The 16,776-nt window shown below is 63.6% G+C and carries 17 protein-coding genes and 1 pseudogene; 1 reads left to right on the top strand and 17 read right to left on the bottom strand.

The genetic code is table 11. The features are described from left to right. Positions 1 to 63: 63 nt before the first annotated feature. A complete protein-coding gene (locus A5760_RS21815; protein ID WP_231122704.1) occupies positions 64 to 594 on the bottom strand; it encodes a cupin domain-containing protein in 531 nt (176 codons plus the stop codon). A 122-nt stretch (positions 595 to 716) separates the two neighbouring features. Further along, positions 717 to 1,484 (bottom strand): SDR family NAD(P)-dependent oxidoreductase, encoded by a 768-nt coding sequence (locus tag A5760_RS21810; RefSeq protein ID WP_064884614.1) that lies wholly within the window; start codon positions 1,482 to 1,484, stop codon positions 717 to 719. Positions 1,485 to 1,843: 359 nt separating this feature from the next. On the opposite strand from A5760_RS21810, the gene A5760_RS26355 reads away from it, so the two are divergent. Next, positions 1,844 to 2,053, top strand: coding sequence for a ferric uptake regulation protein (locus A5760_RS26355; RefSeq protein WP_082279565.1), 210 nt, complete (start codon positions 1,844 to 1,846; stop codon positions 2,051 to 2,053). 34 nt (positions 2,054 to 2,087) lie between these two features. Here the strand turns inward: A5760_RS26355 and A5760_RS21805 are convergent, their stop codons facing one another. From A5760_RS21805 to A5760_RS21735, 15 genes and pseudogenes are all read right to left on the bottom strand, one after another. Next, on the bottom strand, positions 2,088 to 5,024 hold the full coding sequence (locus tag A5760_RS21805) for an RND family transporter (protein WP_064884612.1): 2,937 nt from the start codon (positions 5,022 to 5,024) through the stop codon (positions 2,088 to 2,090). Then, positions 5,021 to 5,443 carry an MmpS family transport accessory protein gene (locus tag A5760_RS21800; RefSeq protein ID WP_196772161.1) on the bottom strand — a complete coding sequence of 141 codons (423 nt, stop codon included), beginning with the start codon at positions 5,441 to 5,443 and terminating at the stop codon, positions 5,021 to 5,023. The genes A5760_RS21805 and A5760_RS21800 overlap by 4 nt, the downstream gene beginning before the upstream one ends. Positions 5,444 to 5,662: 219 nt before the next feature. After that, on the bottom strand, positions 5,663 to 7,096 hold the full coding sequence (locus tag A5760_RS21795; RefSeq protein WP_064884680.1) for an MFS transporter: 1,434 nt from the start codon (positions 7,094 to 7,096) through the stop codon (positions 5,663 to 5,665). A gap of 88 nt (positions 7,097 to 7,184) precedes the next feature. Beyond that, positions 7,185 to 7,826 carry a nitroreductase family protein gene (locus A5760_RS21790; RefSeq protein ID WP_231122702.1) on the bottom strand — a complete coding sequence of 214 codons (642 nt, stop codon included), beginning with the start codon at positions 7,824 to 7,826 and terminating at the stop codon, positions 7,185 to 7,187. A 20-nt stretch (positions 7,827 to 7,846) separates the two neighbouring features. Then, the gene (locus tag A5760_RS21785; RefSeq protein ID WP_064884606.1) at positions 7,847 to 8,236 is read right to left on the bottom strand and encodes a Rid family hydrolase; all 390 of its coding nucleotides are present in this window, start codon (positions 8,234 to 8,236) and stop codon (positions 7,847 to 7,849) included. Positions 8,237 to 8,289: 53 nt separating this feature from the next. Further along, complete coding sequence (locus tag A5760_RS21780; RefSeq protein ID WP_231122712.1) at positions 8,290 to 9,219, bottom strand: NADP-dependent oxidoreductase; 930 nt, start codon at positions 9,217 to 9,219, stop codon at positions 8,290 to 8,292. A gap of 90 nt (positions 9,220 to 9,309) precedes the next feature. After that, positions 9,310 to 10,788 (bottom strand): dihydrolipoyl dehydrogenase family protein, encoded by a 1,479-nt coding sequence (locus A5760_RS21775; protein WP_064884602.1) that lies wholly within the window; start codon positions 10,786 to 10,788, stop codon positions 9,310 to 9,312. After that, positions 10,785 to 11,285, bottom strand: a complete 501-nt coding sequence (locus A5760_RS21770; protein ID WP_231122701.1) for a hypothetical protein — start codon at positions 11,283 to 11,285, stop codon at positions 10,785 to 10,787. Before A5760_RS21770 ends, A5760_RS21775 begins: the two co-directional genes overlap by 4 nt. A gap of 77 nt (positions 11,286 to 11,362) precedes the next feature. Beyond that, positions 11,363 to 11,797, bottom strand: a complete 435-nt coding sequence (locus A5760_RS21765; protein WP_064884600.1) for a cupin domain-containing protein — start codon at positions 11,795 to 11,797, stop codon at positions 11,363 to 11,365. A 19-nt stretch (positions 11,798 to 11,816) separates the two neighbouring features. Beyond that, positions 11,817 to 12,737, bottom strand: a complete 921-nt coding sequence (locus tag A5760_RS21760; RefSeq protein ID WP_064884598.1) for an NADP-dependent oxidoreductase — start codon at positions 12,735 to 12,737, stop codon at positions 11,817 to 11,819. Next, positions 12,737 to 13,015: a hypothetical protein gene (locus A5760_RS21755; protein WP_064884596.1), complete on the bottom strand. Its 279-nt coding sequence runs from the start codon at positions 13,013 to 13,015 to the stop codon at positions 12,737 to 12,739. Before A5760_RS21755 ends, A5760_RS21760 begins: the two co-directional genes overlap by 1 nt. A gap of 87 nt (positions 13,016 to 13,102) precedes the next feature. After that, positions 13,103 to 14,333, bottom strand: a pseudogene (locus A5760_RS21750) (PPE family protein). A 546-nt stretch (positions 14,334 to 14,879) separates the two neighbouring features. Next, the gene (locus A5760_RS21745) at positions 14,880 to 15,236 is read right to left on the bottom strand and encodes a phosphoenolpyruvate carboxylase (RefSeq protein ID WP_231122700.1); all 357 of its coding nucleotides are present in this window, start codon (positions 15,234 to 15,236) and stop codon (positions 14,880 to 14,882) included. A gap of 625 nt (positions 15,237 to 15,861) precedes the next feature. Next, positions 15,862 to 16,215 carry a protein UsfY gene (usfY, locus tag A5760_RS21740; RefSeq protein ID WP_231122699.1) on the bottom strand — a complete coding sequence of 118 codons (354 nt, stop codon included), beginning with the start codon at positions 16,213 to 16,215 and terminating at the stop codon, positions 15,862 to 15,864. Then, complete coding sequence (locus A5760_RS21735) at positions 16,199 to 16,714, bottom strand: phage holin family protein (RefSeq protein ID WP_155764416.1); 516 nt, start codon at positions 16,712 to 16,714, stop codon at positions 16,199 to 16,201. Before A5760_RS21735 ends, usfY begins: the two co-directional genes overlap by 17 nt. Between the last annotated feature and the right edge of the window lie 62 nt (positions 16,715 to 16,776).

The following is a 16,776-nucleotide window of genomic DNA, read 5'->3' as shown; positions in this document are numbered from 1 at the left end:
ACGGCTGGCCTTCCCGCCGACTTTGCTTGGGGATACAGGGATTTCAGACCCCGCGGTTCATTATCAAATAGGTTCACCGGGGAATTTCAAGTCGAACCGTTTGCATAGTTCTGGGACGCTGTCGACGTCCATCTCCAGCTCGTACCGCGCACAGAGTTCGTCTAGCGTCTCTGTCGATATCTTGTCTATGCCGCCGAGGTCAGAAAGTTCGTCGAAGAACTGCTCAAATCCTGCGGGGGAAATAATCTCCAGGATGCGGGCCGGCTCATCGCCCGCGTTCCAGAATGTATGCCATTGGCCTCGTGGCTTGAAAATGAAGTCGGCTGGTCCGCCGTAGAGCACCTCGTCGCCAAGCAAAGCGCCTACGCGTCCCTCGATGATCCAGCTGTACTCATCTTCATTGTGGTGGCGATGAAGTGGTGCGGCCAGCGCTCGGGGTGACATTGGATGCTCGAGCACTGAGAAACGCCCTTCCGCCTGAAACTTATCCAGGATGTGGCGGACACCGACCGTCCCATTGAACACGGACTTGCCTTCGGTGCGGCCGACAGACTTGGCCGGCGGGCCGCCTGGCCTCAATATATCGATTGTCACTGCAATCTCTCCTCGACTGCTTCTATTTTCAAAGAACACTAGATTTTGAGGGTATAGTCAATTGTCCTGCGCGCCAGAGGGTTTCAGACTGGCTTCCTAACGCCCCCAGGAACTCCATCGGGTTAGTTGCGACCAGCCATGATGCCGCCGTCGACATTGAGAATCGCGCCGGTGACCCAGCTGGCCGCGTCGGAGAGCAGATAGCTGATGGCGTTGGATACGTCGGCGGGGGTGCCGACTCGCCCCAGGGGATGAATCGGCGCGAAAGTGTCCAGGGTGGAGTCGATCTCGTCCTTCGGGACCCACCGCTCGAGAGCGGGCGTCTTGACGGCGGCCGGTGCTACGGCGTTGACGCGGATCTGGTGCCCGGCCAGCTCGATGGCCAGGTTATGGGTGAGCGCATGCAGCCCGGCTTTTTGCATCGAGTGCCCGGTCGACGGGGTAACGCCGATCGCCTGATGCGCCCACATGCTGCCGATGTTGACGATGGACCCGCCCTCGCCGCGGGCGATCATCCCCGCAACGACGGTCTGCGTCAGGAAGAACAGCGCAAAGTTGAGCTCCATGTAGGAGTCGTAGTCCTGCGAGTCGTAGGCGAGAAACAGCTTCGGGATGAAGAATCCGGCCGCGTTCACCAGCAGCGTCGCATCGCTGTGATTCTCCGAAAGCGCGCGCTGCGCGTCGGCGACCGTCGCGCGGTCCGTCAGGTCGGCGGCGATGCCCCAGGCTTCGCCGTGGCTCGTCAGGTCGGCGACGGTGTCGTCGACGCGCGCTTTCGAGTGTCCGACGATCACCGCGCTACCGCCGTGACCGACGATGTCGATCGCGACCTGCCGGCCCATGCCGGCACTACCGCCGACAACAATGACCTTCTTGCCATCAAAATGCATACTCGGGGTCCCTTCCTGGTTCTCCTGACGGCTATGAGTGGACGCCGCTCTTCGTTTCGACGACGCGTAACGCCCTCTGCTGGGACGCCCCGGAGTGACAATCGCGCCGGGCCGTGCTCGTACTGAGACTGCGGCCGGCCCGGGTGAGCTGTCATCACCCCAACCACCCATTCACCCGGGTGAGTAATGCGCCGCCGTGCGGCGAAGCGTGAATGAATAGGGCGGTGAAGATAGTTAATTTCGTTCGCGTAAATGCGGTGGTTACCTTCAATTGCACGCCATTTGCTTTGCGAAACTAGTTTGTTTGCCTCGATCTGAAACAGCTTCGAATTAGGGCTAAAGCGCGTACCCTGAGCGGTATGGCCAAGACCAAGGTCTGCGTACATTGCGGCCATACGTTCGATCCGAACGACCGGCCGCGCGAGCTGTCCGATCCGGAATGGCTTCCGGCCGCATCAGTCTATTGTTCGCATGATTGTAGTGACCGGTTCCATTGCGATATGGGGCATTGCTGCTCGGCCCACGCGAAGGAGAAGGCTCGGCGCGACGCCGCCAAGGCGGCGCGTTAGCCGACACAATCCGCAATCGGCGACGCGGCTGATGCTACGTCTGCGGATCCGACGGGACCCCGTGCCGCGGGTGGTACAAGAGGGCACGAACCAACGGACGCGGCCCCACCGACCGAAGCATCTGGCTGGCCGGGCGGACGCGTACCCGCTTCGGCCACCAGAACCAGCGTCCCATCACCGTCATGATCGACGGCGTGATGAGCGATCGGACGACAAAGGTGTCGAACAACAGGCCGATGCCGATCGTCGTGCCGAATTGGCCGATCGCCCGGAGATCGCTGGTGATCATCGTGGCCATGGTGACGGCGAACACCACACCGGCGGCAGTCACCACCGGGCCTGTCACGCCCATGCCGCGGATGAGTCCCGTTTTCAGGCCGGCTCCGATCTCCTCCTCGATTCGGGACACCAACATGAGGTTGTAATCGGACCCGACGGCCAAGAGCACAATCAACGCGAATTCTGTTGCCACCCAGTGCAGCTGGAAATTCCCAAGGTGCTGCCAGATCAGTGTCGAGAACCCGAATGCTGCCCCCAGCGACATCACGATGGTGCCGACGATGACACCCGCTGCGACCAACGCGCGGGTGACGATCACCATGATGATGAAGATGAGCACGATCGAGGCCACCCCGGCGATCATCAGGTCATACTTCGCGCCGTTGGCGATGTCGTAAAACGTCGCGGCCGTACCGCCGAGGTAGATGTCGGCATTTTCCAGTGAGGTGAGTTTCAAGGCCTCCTTGGCCGCTTGACGCTCCTGATCGACGGACGCGATTCCCTTTGTGGTCGCCGGATCCACTGCGTGAGTGATGATGAAGCGAGCGGCCTTGCCGTCCGGCGACACCATCAAGCTCAACCCCAGCAAAAAGTCTGGGTTCTGGAAGATCTCGGGTGGCAGGTAAAAGAGGCTCTCCACCTGAGAGTCGTTGAAGGACTTGCCCATCACGGCGTTCGTGTCGGTTAGCCGGTCGAACTGATCGATCAGACTGTCGAACGAGCTGTAGATGGTCAGCGTCGTATCCCGGATCGACTTCGAGACAGCGATATTCTCGGGAATAATTGCCAGCAATTCGCGCGTGGCCGCAGCCGTGTTGGTGAGGTCGCTAGTGAGGGCGTGGAACTTTTCGGCCAGCTGATCGAACCCGTCCAGGGCGTCGAACAGGCTTCGTAGCGACCAGCAGATCGGGATGTCGTAGCAGTGCTTCTCCCAGTAGAAGTAACTGCGAATCGGTCGCCAGAAGTCGTCGAAATCCGCGATGTGGTCTCGAATCTCGTCCGTGATAGCCGCCGTCTCCCCCGTGGTTTTCGAGCTGTCGTCCGCGGCGTTCGCGAGCTTCTGGGTCACCGCGTACTGGCGCTCCAACAGTGCGATCTGAGTGTCGAGGAAACCGGTGATCTTCTTGATGTCGCCGACGCGGTCCTTCAGGTAGTTCAGGTTGCTGCGGATCGGCGCGCTTTGCACACTGAGCTGGAACGGAATGGATCCGTCTTGAATCGGCGGACCGAGAGGTCTGGTGATGCTCTGCACCCGTTCGATGCCGGGCACCCGGAAAATGGCGCCGGCAATCTTGTCCAGGACCAGCATGTCCCTGGGATTGCGCAGATCGTGGTCCGATTCGATCATCAGTAGGTCCGGGTTCAATCGGGCCTGGGTGAAGTGTTGATCGGCCGCGGTGTACGCCTTCACTGATGAAGCACTCTGCGGCAGGTAGTACAGGTCGTTGTAGCGCGGAGTGAAGCCCATCAAGCCAATTGCGCCGACGATCGCCAGGATGACGGAGGTGGCGAGGATGGGCGCCGGCCACCGCACGATGGCCGTCGCCAAGCGGCGCCACCGGGTGTAGTTGAACTCGCGCTTCGGGTCGAACAGGCCGAAGCCGCTTGCGAAGGCGATCAGCGCCGGCGTCAGCGTGACCCCGGCGGCCACCACCACCAGCAGACCCACTGCGCACGGAAACGCCAGCGAACTGAAGTACGGCAGCCGGGTGAATTTCAGACACGCCAATGCCCCGACGATCGTCAAACCCGAACCCAGCACCACTTTGGTGACCCCGGCGAACGTGTCGTAGTAGGCGGCTTCCCGATCCAGCCCCCGTTCGCGGCCCTCCTGGTAGCGGCCCACCATGAATATCGCGTAATCGGTACCCGCCGCGATGGCCAGTGCCGTCAGCAAGTTGACGGCGAAGGTCGACAGCCCCATGATGCCGGTCTCGCCCAGCAGCGCTACCACCCCGCGGCCGGTGGCCAGTCCGACGAACAGGATGACCATCGTCAGCAACACCGTGCCGATGGATCGATAGACGAACATCAGCATGATCGCGATGATGATGATGGTGATGATCGTCATCTTGGCCAGGCTCGCGTCGCCGACAACGATCGTGTCGGCCGTCAGGGCTCCCTGACCGGCGACGTAGGCCTTCACCCCCGCCGGCGGCTTCGAATCCGCGACTATTTGGCGAACCGCGGCCACCGATTTGTCGCCGATGGCTCCGCCCTGGTCACCGCGCAGGTTGACCTGGACATAGGCGGCCTTGTGGTCGTAGCTCTCGACACCGGAGGCCGTGAATCGCTGCCCCCAGAAATTCAGCGCATGCTCGACGTGTTCGTGGTCCTGCTGCAGCTTCGTGACCAGATCGTCGTAGAACCGGTGAGCGTCCTCGCCGAGAGGTTTGTCACCGACCAGGGTCACCAGGACGAGGTTGTCGGAGTCGTACTCCTTGAATTTCTCTCCGATGTGCTTCATCCCGGTCACCGACGGCGCGTCGGATGGCGAGAGCGGCACCGAGACCTCCTCGGCAACCTTCTCCAACTGTGGGACGAAGACGTTGACGCCGACTGCGATCAGCAGCCAGACCGCGATGATCGGCAGCGCCAAAACGCGGATTGTGCGGGCTAGACGCGGTTTGTGCTCAACAGTGGTGGGTTGCGCGACGGGGATTCTGTCGGTGTCGCTCGTGTCGTCGGTCACGCGGACTTGTCCAAGCAGGAAACCTGCGCGTCCCGGGTGTTGGCCTGCTGTTGATCGACCAATTTGCCGTCGACGGTGATGCGGCAGCCGATGGAAGGACTGTCACCTTGGGCGACGACGTAGGCGAAGATGCCGGGCATCTGGGCGACGATCGTCTTCGACCACGGCAATGTGGTGAAGCTGGCCTTCTGCGGTAGTGAGTCCGCGTCCATCCAGTTGACAACGCCGGTCGTCCCGGGCGGTCCCAGGATTTCGTAGATGGCGGTCTTGGCCGCATACGGCGGGGTCGCGTCCCGGGGATCGGGCTTGGGCAGGCCAGGTCCCGGGAAGACGCCATTGAGTCGGAGCACTGCCACGCCGCCGATGATCAGCGCCACTGTCACGACCAGCGGAACCCATGCCCGCTTGAGAAGCGTCAACACCGTGCCCCCCGATCAGGAATGCTCGATGGGCTGATATTAAGGCATCTCTTCGAGTGCGCCACGGCTAGCCGAACGCCATAGCGGTCGAGTTGATTCCCGGGGTGGTCGCCAGAGCGGCGCTGCATCAGCATCTTGTCCACCATCTCCAGCTCGCGGCCGTCAAACCCCTCGGTTACAGTGTTTCTCACTATTACCTTTCGGCGATCGCGTAAACGACTACTGCGGAGGGACGGATTCGGTTGCGGCCGAAGGGCTGCTGGCCAGGGCCGGTTGCACACCGGGCCGGTCACGGCACAACGCCGCGATGTCGCACGGCACAGGTTGGCACCCGGCAGGCGGATTGGTTATCAACAGCGCGGCGCACAATGCGCCCAGGGCGAATAGTGCGGCGCTGACCTCTAACACGTGGGCGAATCCGGTGGCGCTCACCGTGCCAACGCTGATCAGGCCGATCGACCCGATCGACATCAGCGCGGCGAGTCGTGAGACGGCGTTGTTGATGGCCGACGCCAGGCCGCTGTGTTCGGTTGGGACCGAGGCCAACGCCACCGATATCAGCGGTGTGATAGTCGCGACCAGCCCGATGGCCAGCACGGTCATCCCGGGAATCAGGTCGGTGATCGCGTGGAATCCATTGGGTTTCGGGCGGATCAGCAGCAGCCCGATCCCCGCTATGGCGGGGCCGGCGATCAGGAACGCGCGCGGTCCCACGCGTGCGGCGATGCGGCCGACGTGACGGGCGAACACGAATGACAGCGCCGGGATCGGGAGGGTGGCCAGTCCGGCCGCGGTGGCTGAGTAGCCGCCGACTTCTTGGGTGTAGAGGGCGATGGCCAGCGATGCCAGAGTCAACGCGCCGTAGACGAACGCGGTGACCAGATTCGCGGCGGCAAAGTTGCGAAATGTGAACAGCGGCAACGGTATCATCGGGCGCCTGCTGCGGCACTGCCAGCTCACGAAGGCGGCCAGTGCGGCCATCCCGATCACCAACGGTGTGATGACCATCGGGTCGGTCCAGCCGTCGCGTTGCGATTCGATCAACGCGTACACGGTCGCGGCCAGCCCGACCGCCGACAGACCCGCCCCGGCGGTATCGACGCGGGCTCCTTCGACCCGCCCCGACGTCGGGCACAGCCAGAACGTCAGCGCATACCCGACCGCCATGGGGATGGCCGACAGCACGAAAATCCAACGCCAGCCGAGGAAATCGACACACAATCCGCCCAGCAGGGGGCCCAGCGCGAAGGCGGTTCCTGTCCACCCGGTCCAGACGCCGATCGCCGCGGACTGGTGCGCTTTGTCGAACACCGTGTTGATCAGCGCCAGCGAGCCCGGCACGAGGAAGGCAGCACCCACGCCCTGGATGAGGCGCCCGGCGATCAGCATCGCGGGTGAGGCGGCGACCGCCGCCAGAACCGACCCCGCCCCGAAAGCCAACAGCCCGAACCGCATCACCGGGACGCGTCCGAACAGATCCGAGATCGACCCGCCGGGCAGAATCGCGGCGGCCATCGCCAACAGGTAGCCGTCGACGATCCATTGTTGCAACGCCAGGCCGCCGCCAAGGTCGTGCTCGGTGGCCGGCAAAGCCAGGTTGATCACGGTGGAGTCGAGGAACGCGACCATCGACACCATCACCGCGACCACCATCGCACGGCTGGTCGGTGCCGCGTCGCGCAATGTCACTGCCGGCGCCGTTGCGCGCGTGATGATGACTGGGCACTAAACCTGTTGCGGCTCACCATCGGTCGAAATGCAGCACGTCGTCGAGCGGAATCCGTTTGGCACGGCGGAAGGTCGTGCCGGTGTAGTACGCGGTGGGGATGGTCGTGGCGTGATAGACGTTGTCGGGCAGCCCGAGGATGGCCCGCATCTCGTCGTCGGCCATTATGGTCACCCCGGTCCACGTGGTTCCCAAGCCCCGAGAGCGCGCGGCGAGCATGTAGCTCCAAGTGGCGGGCATGACCGAACTCCAATACTGGTTGGCGTTTTCGGCCGTCAGCCTGCCGTCACCGTCGATGACCTCGACGCACGGGATCATCAACACGGGAACCTCGCAAAAGTGCTCGGCGAGATACGCCGCACTGTCGGACACTTTGCGCTGCTCGCGATTGCGCGCGGGGTCGTTCTTGAACCGATCAGCGACCGCGAAAGGGGACGCGACAATCAAGTCCCATGTGCGGCGGTACACATCACCAATCGCGCGACGCTGTTCGGCATCGGTGACGACGATGAAGCTCCAGTTCTGCACATTGGCCGACGTCGGTGCCTGCACCGCGATCTCCAGGCATTCCCGGATCAGGCCGATGGGAACAGGTTTGGTCAGATCGAGACGTTTGCGCACCGAGCGCGTCGTGGTCAGCAGCGCGTCGGTGGACAAGTCGACGATGGGGTACTCGCTCATGACCGCAGGATGGCGGTGACTTCGACTTCCACGCGGATGTTGGGCCACACCAGCCCGTCGATGATGCTGAACATGGCGGCGGGTTCGTGGCGGATGATCTCTTTGCTCACCGCCAGGTAGGCGGACGCATTGTCACGGCTGGTGACCCATTGGCGCATGTAGACAATGTCGGTGAGCTTGGCGCCTGCCTTGCCGAGCGCGTTTTCGACATTGGCCCAGCACTGCCGGGCTTCGTCGGTGAAGTCCTCGGGCAGGGTGCCGTCTTCGCGTACCCCGGGCGTTCCGGAAACGAAAATCTGTGTGCCGCCGCCGGATACGACGACAGCGTCGGCGTATTTGCCGATGTGATCGGCCACTCCGGTACGGATCCGGGTCATGGTGGTCATCTCGAGACTCCTTGGTGGTGGGAGATTTTTTCGGCGTGTGATGGCGAGCTTCGTTATATGTCTTTCGTGATGACCACCCCGTTGGACTCGTAGCCTGCGACGACGTGCGCGAGGGCGGAGGCGGCCTGATCCAGGCCGCAGGAGCGCGGGGTCGGCATGCTCAGCCGGCGGGAGGCGAGTAGCGCGGTCAGGCGGTCGAGTTGAGCGCCGTCGGAACGGACGTAGACCGCGGTTACGTTGATGCCGCGGGTGGGTGCGGGCGGGTCGGGGGTGATGGTGGCCAGTCGGCCGCCGTCCGCAAGCGCGGTCATCGCCGCAGCAGCGCCTCCGGGGGCCGCGTTGGCGACGGCGTCGATAGGGCCTTGTGCCAACGCCTTTGCGTGCTGTGGCCACAGGCGATCGCCATAGTCGATTACTTCGCGGGCGCCATGCCCGCGGACTCGGTCGGCGCTGCGCGGGCCGGCGGTGGCGAGCACATCGGCACCACGCAGGGCGGCCAGCTGGACAATGAGCCCGCCGGTGATTCCGCCCGCGCCATGAACGAGCAACGTTTCGCCACCGTGAAGGGCCAACGCCTCGCCGACCACCTGCTCGGCGGTCAACGCCGGCACCGGAAAGATCGCTGCGGTCTCCCACGGAATCGCGGGCGGCTTGTGGGCGAGCGATCCCACGGGTGCGATCAGAAACGGTGCCCACGTGCCTTGGTCGCGCAGCGGCACCGGGTGGCACAGCACCTCATCGCCCACACTGAATCCGCTCGGACGGTTACCAACGGCCTTGATGACTCCGGCAGCCTCGACGCCGAGCGCCAGCGGCGGCCTCGTGCCAACGTCCCAGCCACCGTAACGAATGATGTTGTCCCAGTTGCCAATCCCAGCGCTCCGAACGTCGATGAGGACCTCGTCCGCTGCCAACGGTCGCGGGTCGGCCACGTCGAGCATCTCCACTTTGCCGCCGAGCGTGCGGACCCCCGCTACCAGCATGGTCACAGGGAGACGACCGGCCAGTCGTAGGTCATTGTGGTTCCTCTCAAGGATCGAGGTCTAACGGGTTTGATGGGTAAGGCGATTCGCTTAAGCGCTCTTCTGTGCTTTCTGCGTCCCGTTTTTCAGTAACGGGGCATGGTCGGACTCTTGGGCGACCAGCAGATCCCAGACCTGATTAACCGTCGGATGCGGCGCGACAGCATGGCGTAGCAGACTGACCGGGACCTTCGCGACGATAGCCAGGGTGGCTGCTTGAATTAGTTCCGAGAACTCCGGGCCGACGAACGTCGCTCCGAGCAATGTGTTGGTCTCGGCGTTGATGACCAGCTTCGCCCACCCTTGGAAGCCATCCCTGAAAAGGGACAGAAATGACAGTGTGCCGGGGTAACGGGCGGTTCGCGTCCGTACCACGAACCCTTCTGCTCGAGCCTGACTTTCCGTGCGCCCCGCCCAGGCCACTTGAGGCTCAGTGAAGATAACCTGGGCAAGACTGCCGGCATCACGCGCGATCAACTCGTCCTCGGACAGTTCTCGCCCTGCGGCTCGGGCCGCGATGATGTCCGCCACGACACGGCCGTGGTAGGTGGAGATATGAGACAGCCGAGCACGCCCGGTGGTATCTCCCAGCGCGTAGAGCCAGCCGCCCGCGACGCCGACCGCCTGTAGATGGTCGTTCACAGAAACGAACCCGCCGCCTGGCAGGCCAAGGGTTTCCAGCCCGATGTTGTCGGTGTTGGTGCGCCGTCCGGCCGCCAGGACGATTTCGTCTACCTCGACGGTCTGACGGTGGAAAGTCGCGGTGACGGGGCCGCCCGCCACGGGGCGGGCTACCGTCGACAACTCTGTCTCAAAGTGAATCGTGACGCCTTTGCTTCGCAGTGACTGCGCGACTAGCTCACGGGCTTCGGGTTCGCAGTTGGGAAGCAGGGTGTTGCCACGTACCAGAAGGGCTACCGCGGAGCCCAAACCGTTCAGGATGGTCGCGAATTCGACGCCGACGGGGCCGCCTCCCACCACCAGCGCGCGGGGTGGCACCTCTGTCATCGTCGTCAAGTCCCGATTGGTCCACGGGCGTGCTTGCGCCAACCCAGGTATCTCCGGCACGTTAGGACGAGTGCCGGTGGCCAGCACGACCGCGTGGCGTGCGGTCAGGACGGCTTCGGTGGTATCCCCCAGGGTGTAGGCCACGCGCACTGTTCGTTGGCCGCTCAACTGGCCGAACCCATGAAACACTGCTACACCGGCTTGCCGCAGTGATGCTGTTCTGTCTTGATCCGAGAGGTGCTCGATGATCGTGTCGCGTTTCGCGAAGACGGCCGCAACATCCAGTTCTGACTTCGAAATGGCTTCTCGCACACCAGGAACAGCCTTCGCGAGATTGAACACCTCGATCGGGCGAAGTAGCGTTTTGCTCGGGTTGCAGCCCCAGTAATGACACTCTCCACCGAATAGACGATCCTCAACGAGCGCTACCGAAAGGCCTATGGACGCAAGCTTCCGCACTGCGGCCACTCCACCCACACCGCCACCTACGACGATCACGTCGAAGTCTTTACCAGCTTTCATCTACCCTCGTTCCCGATGATCGGTGCGTCCAGCTGTGTTCGCGACTGGACAAGGCGCCCGTGGTGTTTGGCGCCAGGGGTATGTGGGGACCATGATGTGCCGAGTATGGCGTAGGCCGCGGCTGCGCTTGCCGCAGAGAAGACGTTGTAGCTAAGCGGTGATTCCATACCGAGGGACACAGCCATCGCGGTTCCAAAAATTATGAGCAACGAGCAAGTTGCCGCGCCAACGAGTTTCGGGCGCCAGCCCGCGATCAGCAAGGCCCCCAGGGTCGCTTCGGCGGCGGTAGCAGCCCACACAATGAAGGTCAATAACCATCCAGAAACAAACGGAACCAGCTGGTGGGCATAGTCGGTGAAGCGGGCCATGCTCCCCCAGCTACCCTGCCCAAACGGCTCCCACCAACCGAACCGGTCGGCAACAGCGGACAGAAAGGACGCCGCCAGCGAGAACCGCAATGCCATCCGGACAACTTGGATCGGATCAGGGGTGCGCATGGACTTCTCCAGGAAATAGGAGCGTCAAACTATGAATGTCGAACGGTGCGAACATTTTTCATCGTTGACGCGGCAGCTCATTTTCGCGCGTTGTCGTCCGTGGTAAGCGGGCTGTCTCCGGTATCGAGCAGGAAGACTGCGAGTAATTCAGCGGGTTCGGTGGCGCTGGCATTTTCACTGATCGTATGGTGCGCGCCCGGGGCTTCACTCCACGTCTCGCCGGCGTGATAGACGCGTTCAGGCTCACCTTCGACTTGGCTGCGGATCGCTCCGGAGATCACGTACGCCATGATGAAAGCCGATTTCGCGTGGTGGTGAGCTCCGCTTTTAGCTCCGGGCGGATAGCTGACGGTCACTGATTCAAGTGATTTGCCCGGAACATTGGTAGGTTGATTGAAAACTGGGCGGACAACCGGTTTTTGATCCGAATTCTCGGGTGCCGGCTCAGCGTGGGCCGCGGGCGCGAGCATCACCGCAACTGTCAGTGCGGTGAGTGGCATTCTTAGGGCCATTCTTGGCTGCCTTCCGTCTTCAGTCTTCGGCGACGCGCAGGATCGTCTTGCCAGGGATGCGCTTGCCGGGAGCGAACGCAGCGGCAGCTTCGGCGAGCGGCAGCACGGCACCCACCACCGGCTTGAGGCGTCCATCCCGTACTCGCGCGGCGAGGTCGGCGAGCTGGGCGCGATCGGCTTCGACAAGGAAGAAAATTGCCCGCCCATCGCGCGGCAGGGTCTTCGGCGGCTCGGCGATGGTGACCAGCGTTCCGCCGGCCCGCACCAGAGCCGCCGAGCGGGCCAGAATGTCTCCACCGATCACGTCAAACACGACGTCGACTTCGCCTGCGTCCTCGAGGTTTTCGGTCTCCAGGTCGAGGAAGGTGTGGACGCCGAGCTCCCCCGCCCGGTCGCGGTCTGCGGTCCGGCCGGTACCGATGACGCGCGCACCGACCTCGCGAGCGAGCTGCACCGCGATCGATCCAACCCCACCGGCGGCGCCGTGGATCAGAACCGTTTGTCCGGCGGCGAGGCGGCCGTGGTCGAACAGACCCTGCCAGGCGGCCAATCCAGAGATCGGCAGCGCCGCGGCCACAGTGTGGTCGATGTCCATCGGCAGCGGTGCGAGATTACGGGCTTCCACAGCGGTGTACTCGGCCAGCGAGCCGTTGCGTGCCCAGTCGGCGAGCCCGAAAACCCGCTGACCGACGCTCAAAAGGGTGGTGCCGTACCCCAACTCAACCACGACGCCTGACAGCTCGTGGCCGGGCACGCTTGGTGTCCGGTCATGACCCGCGCGGTCGATCCAAGTGTGCGGCCACTCAAGCTCCCCGGGTGTGAAACCGGCGGCGTGTACCCGCACGACGACATCGTTGTCGGCCGCCTCGGGGTAGGGCAGGTCCGTCAGCGACAGGCCGGCGACACCGGCGTCGCGATCTGAAACAGTGATGGCTTGCATTACGGGTCCTTTCTGATGTGGGGTTTTGTCGTCGGGTCGGCCGCAGGCTGCGGTTGTACGCTGACGAGCTCGAGGCCTAGATCGCGGACCCGGTCGAGAAGTCCGTAAAGCTGTGACTGGTCGCGGATTTCACCGGTGAAGACGGTTTCGTTCGCACCAGCCTCGAGGCGCATCCCTTCAAATACGTACCCCAGCCGCTCGGTCACGCGGCCTTGAATGCACATCCGGTACGTTGTCGGCTGCATCTGCCCTCCGCTCGCCAGCTGCTGAGTCAGCATTCACCGACGCGGGGTGAGTCGTCATCACCCGGCGAGCTGATTCACCCGGGTGAGTACAACGGCATCACTGGGGCGGATCGGCGCGCATCAGGGCCCGTTGTGGTTATCCGGCGGGCGCGGCGTCACAGTGATGGTGATCGTGGGCCGGCCCTGAGGGGGAGCGCCGCGGATGCCGCGTACGGCCATACCCGCCAAAAGCATTTCGTTGAGCAGGTTTTCCGGGATCGCTGCCAGGACCGTCGGGGCGGCACCGGGGAGGGTGTTCGGCCACGCTACCGCGGCGCGTCTGATCGGCGGGGCGGCTGCGGACCAACTCGGGGGCACCGACAGCGCGCCGATTGAGGAGGCTCGGCTTAAACCCGCCGACGACACAGGTGCCGTACCGCTGCCTGTCCCCAGGTCTGCCGAGCCCGATGACGCTATTGCGCCAGTTCCTGAGCCTGCCGGAGCCGCCCCCAAACGTTGCAATATGGCATCCATCTTGCTGGCACCGTCTGGGTCGTAGTGCGCCGCATATCCCAAGCCCGCGTACCACCCGGCCATGCCCGTCGACGTGATGGCCGTCGACCCCGACGCAACGGCCAGGTTCACCGGGCTCAGTAAGCTCAGCAATTGCGAGCACGATGGCAGTGATGCCGCGGCGGCCGGTAAGGGCAGTGCAAGTCCCTGAAGCGCATTGGGTACTGCAGAGAGCAGCTGCGATCCCGTCGAGATGATGGTCTGGGTGGCTGTGCCGGCTGGCTCGGCGCTGGCGTGGGCAACCGCAGCAACCTGGCCGGCGACCCCGGCTGGATTTGTGGTGGGCGGGGGCGGGGTGAACGGCGGTAACGCCGAAGCGGCAGCGGACGCGGCGGCATACTCGTACATCGCCCCGGCATCCTGGGCCCACATTTCGCCGTACTCGGCTTCGGTGGCCGCGATTGCCGGGGTGTTCTGGCCGAGGATGTTTGTCGCGATCAGCAACATCAGCCGCGCGCGGTTGGCTGCGACCACCGGTGGGGGCACCGTCATCCGCAAATGCGGCCTCGTAGGCCGCTGCGGCGGCGCTGGCCTGGGTGGCGGCCTGCTCGCACAGCGCAGCAGTCGTCGTCAGCCACCAGACGTAGGGTGCGGTGGCGGCCGCCATCGCCACCGACGCGGGACCCAGCCATGGTGCGCTGGTCAGGTCCGAGATCACCGACTGATAGGAGCCCGCTGTGGAATACAGGTCGGTGGCCAACCCGTCCCAGGCTGCCGAGGCAACCAGCATCGACCCACAGCCGGGCCCGGAATACATGCGGCCGGAGTTGATTTCTGGTGGCAATGCCCCGAAATTCATCTTCGAAAACCTCAGGGTCCCTTGGTCATCCGGTCGCTTGGCGGATGTAACGGCCGATCTGGCGCAGTGAGCGGGTGGCTTCGGGGATCATCGGCGCGGCAAGTTGGAACACGTGGATTGCTCTCAGGCCGGGGCGCGGTGAACCCGACGCGGTGGCTGGTGCGCTCATGTCAATACTTCCGGGCCGCGCTCATCGTGCTCTCTCTTAGTTGAGGACCGGCGCGCACGCCCCGCATAAGCGCGCGCCCTGCCGGTCAACGAATCTGGGTGAGTCGCTTGGTTTTTGGCGCGCGGCTCCGCATAACGGGCACTGTTGGTCGGCAGCCGCTTGCCGGTCACGGCGCTCCCAGACGGCCGCTCGTCCCCGCGCCACCGCCTTGCGGCGTCGCCTGCCCGCGTAGGCGATCAGCCCGGCCGCGACAGAGGATCCCGCGCAAACGGCAGCGGTGACGACGAAATCGATTAGCTGACCATTGATCAACATGAGGACCGCGTTATCACCGGAAACCACAGCCACAAACAGCAAGGCAATGTGTAGTCGTCGGGTCATGGTGCCAGCCCCTCGGGCCCGATCGGGCGCACAGCGAAGACACTGCGCAGGTATCCAGTGGCACGCCCGCAGGTGGTGCACACCGGGTGGGCGCCGCATCGCGACGCCATCTCGCGTTTGTCTCCCACGTAGCTCGCCATCGCCCATTGCAGAGTGGACAGGCAGGCTTGACAGAGCGTCTCGACAAGGTCGCCATCTGGGCTCAGCCCCATCTGGTCGCATCCGTCGATGGCGTGTATCTCGGCGACCGCCACCGCCGGTGCACCGCATATAAAGCCGGTCGACACCCGCTGGGCACTGCAGATGGGCTGCAGCGCGTGAAGTTGATCCTCGATCGCCGGGACGGTGTCCATCGCGGCATCTCCTATCCGGTGCGCCCAACGCCGTGCAAAGGCGGCGGCGTCCCGCATTCGATGCGGCAGCCATGGTGCTCGCGCGGCGCCGGAGCCGTATTCAGCAGGCGGTCGTTGAAATTGGCGACGCTTCATCTGGTTTCTCCAATTTGTCGCGATGGCGTTCCGCGGTGATCAACGCAGCCAGGTCGTCCACCGTCATCGCGACCCGTTGCTCGCTTATGCGGCCCCGAACGCAGATCCGAAAAAACATGGCCGGCTCCACGTACCGTCTGATCGCCATCTGTCAAGCGAGCATTAACCGATGTGGGATGAGTGGTCATCACCCGGCGAACTGATTCACCCGGGCGATTTGGCGACTATCACGAGCGGCGAGGGAGAACTCAAGTTTGCTATTGCGGTAATGGCGATTAGGGGAGAAGCGCCCGCCTATGCGAGCAAATGATGAGGGACGCGGCGCTTCGCATTATGCTTGTGGGCCAATGCTTTTGGGCTGACAAACGTAGGGGTGTTACGCGATGCCGCAGTCGTTTGTCTTGCGGTAGATGGTCGCCCGCGACCTTCCCAGGGCGCGAGCCGTCTCTGCTTGTTGCCGCCGTTGTCTTGCAGGCTATGGAGCCGTCGGTCAATCGAAGTCAACGACCGCGACCTCACGGCGATCACCGACACGTGGGGCATGCGAGTCTTCTGACCGAGGTGGGTGCGCGGCGTCCCACTGCGCATCGATGCGGGTCACGCGGCGAAGCTCCATGGCGAGCCACAGTGCTCCGGCGACCGCGCCGAGAACGGCGATGAGCACCGTGGTGGAAAGCCATTCGTAATGCCGATAGGCCGCGGCTGCCGCCGTGCTGATCAGTCCGAACATCGCTACGACCAGCAGGATCAACCCTGGCCAGAAGAAGTTATCCTTCACCGCGATACCCGCACGCGGCTGCGTGGTCCGTGAGTGATCCGTCGGATCGTTATGCGTGTCTCCCATCACCGCTCCCTCCGTCGCCGGATGGGATATCAAATTTTGTCCACTGCGGGATCCGGGCGAAATGCAGAATCTCGACGCGGACCACCGACGTACACCCGTTTGCGCCGGCGTGTATTTGGTCAGGTCGAGCCGCCCCGGCGCGGATGAGCAGCTCGGGCAGCGTAATCGCCCCGATCGTTGTCACGAGCCACACCACAACCGTCGTGGCCAGCCAGGATGCCATGCCGTCAATAGTGATCCCGTGCGTCAATACCGACGCGAGGATCAACGCGACGATCGTCAATGCCAAGCCGGTGCCCCCAAGGACCAGGGACGCATACCGACGGGGCAACGTCAAGATCGACAAGGACAGGATCGCCTGCGCTACCGCGAACACCACTACGGCGACCATGAACCCAGGTACCGACAACGAAACTCCAGGAACGATCCACGCCGCAACCAGTAGTCCCATCGCCCACGATGCCAGAAGCACAACTGCCCGCAGCAGGATTTTCCTCATCGCAATAAGCGTGGGTCGCTGCGCTGGGCCCACGTCCAACCGTGTTGGGCACCGACCTCGTT

The organism is Mycobacterium colombiense (assembly GCF_001665835.1).
GTDB classification, from domain to species: Bacteria; Actinomycetota; Actinomycetes; order Mycobacteriales; family Mycobacteriaceae; genus Mycobacterium; species Mycobacterium colombiense_A.
This window is presented reverse-complemented; position numbering and strand designations above follow the sequence as displayed.

Bases quoted from the DNA above. Each gene is read 5' to 3' on its own strand.
- A5760_RS21810 (WP_064884614.1), bottom strand. From the start codon at position 1,484: ATGCATTTTGATGGCAAGAAGGTCATTGTTGTCGGCGGTAGTGCCGGC.
- A5760_RS26355 (WP_082279565.1), top strand. From the start codon at position 1,844: ATGGCCAAGACCAAGGTCTGCGTACATTGCGGCCATACGTTCGATCCG.
- A5760_RS21760 (WP_064884598.1), bottom strand. From the start codon at position 12,737: ATGCAAGCCATCACTGTTTCAGATCGCGACGCCGGTGTCGCCGGCCTG.
- A5760_RS21795 (WP_064884680.1), bottom strand. From the start codon at position 7,096: ATGGTGGTCGCGGTGATGGTGTCGATGGTCGCGTTCCTCGACTCCACC.
- usfY (WP_231122699.1), bottom strand. From the start codon at position 16,215: ATGGGAGACACGCATAACGATCCGACGGATCACTCACGGACCACGCAG.
- A5760_RS21785 (WP_064884606.1), bottom strand. From the start codon at position 8,236: ATGACCACCATGACCCGGATCCGTACCGGAGTGGCCGATCACATCGGC.
- A5760_RS21775 (WP_064884602.1), bottom strand. From the start codon at position 10,788: ATGAAAGCTGGTAAAGACTTCGACGTGATCGTCGTAGGTGGCGGTGTG.
- A5760_RS21755 (WP_064884596.1), bottom strand. From the start codon at position 13,015: ATGCTGACTCAGCAGCTGGCGAGCGGAGGGCAGATGCAGCCGACAACG.
- A5760_RS21765 (WP_064884600.1), bottom strand. From the start codon at position 11,797: ATGGCCCTAAGAATGCCACTCACCGCACTGACAGTTGCGGTGATGCTC.
- A5760_RS21745 (WP_231122700.1), bottom strand. From the start codon at position 15,236: ATGGACACCGTCCCGGCGATCGAGGATCAACTTCACGCGCTGCAGCCC.
- A5760_RS21735 (WP_155764416.1), bottom strand. From the start codon at position 16,714: ATGAGGAAAATCCTGCTGCGGGCAGTTGTGCTTCTGGCATCGTGGGCG.
- A5760_RS21770 (WP_231122701.1), bottom strand. From the start codon at position 11,285: ATGCGCACCCCTGATCCGATCCAAGTTGTCCGGATGGCATTGCGGTTC.
- A5760_RS21780 (WP_231122712.1), bottom strand. From the start codon at position 9,219: ATGCTGGTAGCGGGGGTCCGCACGCTCGGCGGCAAAGTGGAGATGCTC.